This window comes from Pseudoalteromonas neustonica, assembly GCF_001653135.1.
Classification (GTDB): Bacteria; Pseudomonadota; Gammaproteobacteria; order Enterobacterales; family Alteromonadaceae; genus Pseudoalteromonas; species Pseudoalteromonas neustonica.
Genome location: NZ_BDDS01000038.1, coordinates 1 through 6,606, shown reverse-complemented (window position 1 = coordinate 6,606; position 6,606 = coordinate 1). Strand labels below are relative to the sequence as shown.

5 protein-coding genes and 1 pseudogene are annotated in these 6,606 nt (G+C 36.7%); 3 read left to right on the top strand and 3 right to left on the bottom strand.

Translation table 11 applies throughout. The features are described 5' to 3' along the window. Positions 1 to 365 (top strand): annotated as a pseudogene (locus tag A7967_RS23530) (group II intron maturase-specific domain-containing protein); the annotation flags it as partial. A gap of 90 nt (positions 366 to 455) precedes the next feature. Here the strand turns inward: A7967_RS23530 and A7967_RS21775 are convergent. Further along, positions 456 to 1,478 (bottom strand): serine hydrolase domain-containing protein, encoded by a 1,023-nt coding sequence (locus A7967_RS21775; RefSeq protein WP_054206922.1) that lies wholly within the window; start codon positions 1,476 to 1,478, stop codon positions 456 to 458. Positions 1,479 to 1,812: 334 nt separating this feature from the next. Here A7967_RS21775 and A7967_RS23070 point away from each other — a divergent pair, with 334 nt between their 5' ends. Next, positions 1,813 to 1,986: a hypothetical protein gene (locus tag A7967_RS23070; RefSeq protein ID WP_157756435.1), complete on the top strand. Its 174-nt coding sequence runs from the start codon at positions 1,813 to 1,815 to the stop codon at positions 1,984 to 1,986. 289 nt (positions 1,987 to 2,275) lie between these two features. Here the strand turns inward: A7967_RS23070 and A7967_RS21765 are convergent, their stop codons facing one another. Next, positions 2,276 to 2,524 (bottom strand): hypothetical protein, encoded by a 249-nt coding sequence (locus A7967_RS21765; RefSeq protein WP_054206924.1) that lies wholly within the window; start codon positions 2,522 to 2,524, stop codon positions 2,276 to 2,278. Positions 2,525 to 2,820: 296 nt separating this feature from the next. On the opposite strand from A7967_RS21765, the gene A7967_RS21760 reads away from it, so the two are divergent. Then, complete coding sequence (locus tag A7967_RS21760; RefSeq protein WP_054206925.1) at positions 2,821 to 3,936, top strand: MBL fold metallo-hydrolase; 1,116 nt, start codon at positions 2,821 to 2,823, stop codon at positions 3,934 to 3,936. A 44-nt stretch (positions 3,937 to 3,980) separates the two neighbouring features. On the opposite strand, the gene A7967_RS21755 is transcribed toward A7967_RS21760, so the two are convergent. Further along, the gene (locus tag A7967_RS21755) at positions 3,981 to 5,807 is read right to left on the bottom strand and encodes a winged helix-turn-helix domain-containing protein (RefSeq protein ID WP_064436095.1); all 1,827 of its coding nucleotides are present in this window, start codon (positions 5,805 to 5,807) and stop codon (positions 3,981 to 3,983) included. Positions 5,808 to 6,606: the final 799 nt, after the last annotated feature.

The following is a 6,606-nucleotide window of genomic DNA, read 5'->3' as shown; positions in this document are numbered from 1 at the left end:
ATAAACTCACACAGTATTTACGTGGCTGGGGACACTACTACCTAATAGCCAACGCTTATCAACTAACAGTGGATTTAGATCATTGGATCCGCCGTAGGATAAGGATGTGCTACTGGCGGCAGTGGCGCTCTCTATTAAGGAATAGCACGTACTAAAGTACGCAGTTTAATGAAATTGGGTGTTAGCGAGCGACTCGCCATAGCCTGTGGTATCACCAGTACCAAAAGTAGGCGCTTGGAAACGAAGGCCCTTGTAGAAGCTCAAAAACAAAAGGAATTAACATTGCATTAGGCAATGATTACTTAGCGTCACAAGATTTAGTGTCATTGAAAGATATTTGGATCAATATTCATTACGGGAGATGAATCGCCCATTGCACTTCCTGTTAATAAAAAGCGCATGATGGGTGGTGTGGGGGCTGGAGGTTAGAGACCTCCGGCTACCAGATTAGGCATTTACTCGATGCTTTCTTTATTAGTAACTAACAACTTCAAAATACCTGTTGATAGCGACTCTAGGCTGTAACCAGAAAAAAAACTATGCCATAGCTTTGGTACTTTGTTAGTTAGAATGACTATTGCCATATTTTTATCTCTACAACACACAACAATTGAATGCTGGCCAAAAGTGCCACCATTGTGCCATGCTATTTCACCTAATTCTTGACTTTCACCAAGTGCCCAAGCAAATCCAATACTTTCCATTTTGGCTTCGTTGAAAACAGGTGATGTTGTCTCTTGTAGCAAAGCTTTCCAATCGTTACCAAAACAACCTAAATGAGCCTTTAGGAATTGAAGCATATCATTAGTTGTTGATCGCCATACACCTGCTGGTTCCATTCCATCCCATTTAAAATCAGGTAACTCTTTACCACTAGCACTATGCCCTTTAGCTAAACGCTGAGCATTATAAGCTTTACCACTTACATGAGTATCAGCCATACCTAGTGGATCTAACAAATGTTTTTTAACAGTTTCTTCGTATGTTGTTCCTTGGCATTCAGCCAAAATATTTCCAAGCAGTGCCATCCCTAAATTTGAGTATTTAAACTTACCTGTTTTAAGAGGCTTTTTAATGGCATTTAAAAAGTCATCAATTTGTGACTTATTGAAGCTAAGCACGCTTGACATAAACTTTGAATAAGAAAGATTTATTTCCTTAATCGGATCTGAAGGAAGGCCCGAAGTGTGTGTCACTAGTTGTTTGAGTGTAATATCCTTTACAATAGGTAAATTAGGACAATATTTCCCAACTCTATCGTCTATATCTACAACACCGTTCCTGGCAAGTATTGCTAATAAAGTAGCTGTAAAGGTTTTCCCTACAGAGCCAATTTCAAATACATCAACATTAATATTTTTATTAAAACCGTAAGAGGCATGAGATTGTGTACCGTCATCCCAAATAGCTACATTTAACTGCGGCCGTTTAGTTTTTTTTACAAACGCTTCGATTTTATGATCAACGTGATGATTCATACTAAATGCCTAACGAGCCTGTAGATTAACTCGTTTTAAATTTATTTTTATTGATGAATCAACCATAGCTGAGTTCCTATTTTGGTTCAATCAGTTATCGCTAGTTTACATAAAATTTAAAAAGAGAATGTGCAGTTGTTTTAATGGCTGTTTTAGAGTGGATTACAGGTGGCTAAGTGGCATATTTCGGTTTAAAAGGGTTCCCCTTTTTTAATGCATCGTGTTTTGCAGCTTTTCTATTTTATGAACAAGGCAGTACAGTTGCCAAAGAGCAGCAATATTGGTTTGAACAATTAAAATTTTGGATTGATGCACATGCGATAAAGTGCTTTGAATGCAGAAAGAAAACTCGTGCAATAAACCGGCTGAAATTAGCTATGCAAACTTGGTTATTAAAAAATCTAGAACGCCAGAGGAAAATCAATTACTCAAGTCTACAGCGCAGCAACTGTTTGATTTAGGTATGATCAACAAGGAAAATAAACTAAACGCTATTTGCAAAATGTAAATAGGCGTAATTAGAGGGATTTATGTATAAAAAAGGACAGCCACAAGGTTGAATGTGAGAACGCTAATTTTCTAAAAATTGTGCCTGTCCTATTATCTTGTCAAGCGTAGGCGCTGAGCTTGCTGACGCGTGTGATTGGTAGGTTGGTTTAAATTGTAGGTCGTTTTTTAGGGCGTATAATTCAAATTTACCACAGAGATCACAGAGGCACTTCGTGCTGCATCGGGGTTAAATATATGTTACAAGTTAATAATGTTTATATGTTTTAATAATGTTGAAAATGAAAGGTTTATATTTTAAAACTAATTTCAGTTCTAATTTTGTCTTTTGAGCGGCAAAGGCAAAAAGCAAGACGCGACCCCAATGAGTTTGAATCGGTAGCAATAACTCCTTCGCGCTTGAGATTCATTTTCAACCAATGTTTACCTTTTATGGCATTAGCCTCAGCCTGGTTATAGACACCACTGGGTTGATTTGAACTAGCGCAACCAAGTATAAAGTAACAAGCAAAAGCTACTACAAAAATACGTTTTAACATGTTTAATTCTTTTTCACTGAAGGTGATTTATAATGACTAAAATTAGCAGTCAGTTATGCAATCAGTTGGGCGCTTTGCGCTGTAACAACAGATAATACCGACTAATACTTATATGATAAGCAGTTAATTACAAGGTTTTATTTTACTTTCTTTTTAATCCTTTAAAAAAATAACAAACTGTTTTTAAAGGATTAAAAAACTATTCATTTTCTATTCAACTTAAAATAAGTTTTCAATAAGACTTCATTTGTTATTTTTTTTATCCTCGATGAAAAATTAACAAAGAGCGCCTTATCATGAAATTAAAAACACTCTCTCACATTATTTCCCTTATGCTATTAACGGGTTGTAGTTCCCAAATCGAGCGGATAGAAAACCCAGAACGAAAAACAAGTACTGCACCTTACGAGAACCTTTTTCCAAGCCACTTTATTGGAAACGGCCCGCACCACATCAATGATGATTTAGATTTACTAAAACCAGAAGAAAAAATGGTGGTTGAGAGAGCTTTTCTTGATCCCGTGCCATCGCATAAATACAGTAAAAGTTATGGTTACAACTTCGCAGATTTAGTTTACTCAGACATTAAAATTGATGAGCATAAGCAAGGTGAAATAACATGGTTAGGACATGCCAGCTTTTTAATTCAACAAATGAATAATGATGCGTTTGTTACCGACCCTGTTTTTCATGAGTTTGATGGTTTTTTAGGTTGGTTAGGGCAAAGTATGAGTACGTCGTTTGTTCGCCTTGGCGAGGCCCCTGTTAAAGCTAAAGAGTTAGACTTTGTCTCTGGTGTGTTGATTTCACATGACCATTTCGACCACCTAAGTAATAAAACTCTAAATGAATTCAGTGAAAGAACACATTTGTACTTACCGTTAGACAGTAGTAGTGACGTAGATTACAGCGTTGGACCAACAACCGAAATGGATTGGTATACGCAAACCCAACACAGTAAAACCCAAGTACACTTTTTACCTAGTAACCATAACTCTTCAAGAGGAATTTTTGATACCGATGATAGTTTATGGGGGAGCTGGATGCTGGATGATGGTGAATATAAAGTATATTTTGCCGGAGATACAGGTTATAGCGATGTATTCAAAGATATAAGAGCTAAAATGGGTCCAATGGATGTCTGCCTAATGCCAATAGTCGCTTACCATGAAGGAAAGCGACGTGTACATATGTCTCCCGAAGACGCAATACAAGCCGCAGAAGATTTAGGCTGTAAGGTTTTTGTTCCTTGGGGTTATGGCACGTGGACCTTAGGCTGTGAGCATGTGCATGAGCCTTTAAGACGACTCGATTTAGCGATTAAACAGTCGACACCAAACTTTACGGTAAAAACCTTAAAAATGGGTGAAAGCTTAAATTACCATAAGCTACTTAGCTCAACTAAAAGCTGACACAGCAATATATTTTAGCAAAATTGAGACGTAGTTCGTAGCAACTACGTCTCAAAATAGTCTAGCTTTATCAGCTCTGCTTTGTGCTTCTCTAACCAAAACACTGACGCATTTTCCCTAATATAGTTCCTGTATTCTGGCGTGTTGGGGTCACTAGTAAACTTTTGCAGTTGATACAGGAGCAGTGAAGCATGCAACGCATTATTGTGCTGGTAAGTTAATCTTGCGTTATTAAACGCTTGCTTAGCTACGCTAATTGCCGCAACATTATCTTTTTGAGCACGCAATAGCTTCGCTTTTTGATTAAGGTTAAAACTATTTTTTGGCTGCGAATCTGACAAAGATAATGCATCTTTCCACCTTTCATTGTCTATATACCAAGTGAATAGATCTTCAACACAGCTTTCATAAAGCCATTGATAACTTGATAATTTAGGTAAACTTAACGTTTTTAAATAGTATGACTCTGCTTCAATCGGACTCGATGCGAATAACGCTAGATGATAATAAATAGTAGCAAAATAAGCGTCATCAATATTATGAGTAATTAGTAGTGACTTAGCAGTATTTAAGTATTGATAACGGTTTACCAAGTCTCCCAACTTATGCGACAAAATTGATCCTGTTGTGTGGGCTGAGACTTGTGCTATAACATCACCTTTCTTGCTAGCATATTCACTCGCCTTTTTTATATGCTTCTGTAACTGAGCAGGCTGATGTTTTGCATAGGCAAGCCACGCTAATGATATTTCTATTTTATAAGCAATATCTGAAAACTTTGATTCCTTTACTTTAGCTAATGCACGCTGATAATACTTCAACGCATAGTGATATTCTCCTTGTTGGTGAAACCCCCCCCCTTTGAGGTACAACCCGAGTGCAATGTAAGGTGAATGTGGTCCTTGATGAGGGAATTCAATCAGTTTTTCGATTAAAGCTTTCGCAATATCATACTGTTGGTTACCAATCTGCTGTTTAATAACATGATATATAACGGAGGGGACCTGAGGTTGTTGCTCTAACAGTAATTGCAACTTTGCGCTTAATACCCTTGGGTTAGGCTCATTCAAGTAACCTGTTCGCTGAACATTCTCAATAGTATCATTAAGTGAGCTAGCCAAGTCCGTTTCGTTTTTAGCAATAACAAAACCATGCCAGTCCCGTTTAACTCCCAGTAGTTTGTACTCAAAAAGTAAACTCTCATTAAAAGAAGATAGATAACCCGAAATCAACATTGACTGGTCATCTAGTTTTGCATTTTCTCTCGTCATATCTGAATAGCGAAATAAAGCAGTTGTATCTAGTGAAGCTAACCGCGGATTATCGCCAAGATAATTTGCATTTTCGGCTATTCGTTTTTCAAAATGTGCAACCCTTTCTTTATCTAACTCGGCAGATATCGAAAAAGGGAGCAGGTATAGTTTACTGGCGACTTTATTTTGAGAGGCATTATCATTGAGCCAAAATAAAAGGATAGACATTGCAATTAAAAGCAAAGAGGCAATAAAGTACAAATAAGTTTGAGGCTTTCTACTTTTAGTCGCTACTTCATTTAGTTTTTCTGCTTCACTTGCTTCTTTGACTTCAAAAGGCAACTGCCATTGATAGCCTTTTTTAGGAAAGGTTTTAATCGCACTGCTCCCAAAAACACTGCGTAATTGACTAATATTCTGAAAAACAACTTGTTCAGAAACAGATTGCTGCCCCCAAATTTCATCGAGGATAGTTTCTTTACTCAGAATTTCATCGGTATTTTTGATAAATAAAGCTAATAGTTTTGCTTCATTACCTTTTAAAGCTTTGGGTTTTTCGTTGTAGTAAAGTGTAAAAGTATCTTGATCAAAATAATACTTTTCAAAATAATAGCGCATAAAAAATTCGTTAATGTATAGTAAGTTTGATACGCCCTCGTGGATGCATAAATAAACTACTAAAGCCAAGTGTATGGTTTATTTTATCAAAGACTTGGCAAGCAGACCATTATCAGTTTACTTAACCTGAACTCGGTTTAAGAGATATTTAACAAGTGGACATATCGGGAAAGTTATTTTTATGGATATCTAGCTTGATAGTTTTTCTTAATTTGAGGTGAATTTCGCGTCAATAGCTAACCTATTGCAAGTAAATTTAACGAAGATGTTATATAAATACTGCTAGAGAACCCTTTATTAAGCCGATCACAGGTTACTTAATATCGCCTAGCGAATGGCAGCTAAGTCTGAGAAAGAGTTAATTATCTACTTCGCAATAATCTATGTATACATCATTGTTGCGACCCCAACGAAGAAGGTTTTCTCTATTTATTTCTACCGTATCGTCCATACTACCTCTAGGAATATAACGAGACTGTAGAATAACTCCAACAGCCAAATTAAATTAAAAAACGAGCTCCTGTGATTAACTCTAAGCGTTTTTAAAGCATTAGGTAATGCATTTGGAACCAATAAAACAGGCTGTTTTTCTTAAAAAAGAGTAATTCTACAGCCACAACGCCCGCCTAACACGCAATGTGTTGGCATGGCTTTTTGCGTTGTTTGCCAAAACCATGACAACTTAACATTGTCGGAGCTAAGGCGCTTGTTAGGTGTTTTTATCACTTTTGTCTGGAATATCATTACATAAAGCACACTCTACACCTTTACGTGATTGATATAATCTTGAACATATAAA

Coding starts and splice junctions, on each gene's coding strand:
- A7967_RS23070 (WP_157756435.1), top strand. CDS start 1,813: ATGCAGAAAGAAAACTCGTGCAATAAACCGGCTGAAATTAGCTATGCA.
- A7967_RS21755 (WP_064436095.1), bottom strand. CDS start 5,807: ATGCGCTATTATTTTGAAAAGTATTATTTTGATCAAGATACTTTTACA.
- A7967_RS21760 (WP_054206925.1), top strand. CDS start 2,821: ATGAAATTAAAAACACTCTCTCACATTATTTCCCTTATGCTATTAACG.
- A7967_RS21775 (WP_054206922.1), bottom strand. CDS start 1,478: ATGAATCATCACGTTGATCATAAAATCGAAGCGTTTGTAAAAAAAACT.
- A7967_RS21765 (WP_054206924.1), bottom strand. CDS start 2,524: ATGTTAAAACGTATTTTTGTAGTAGCTTTTGCTTGTTACTTTATACTT.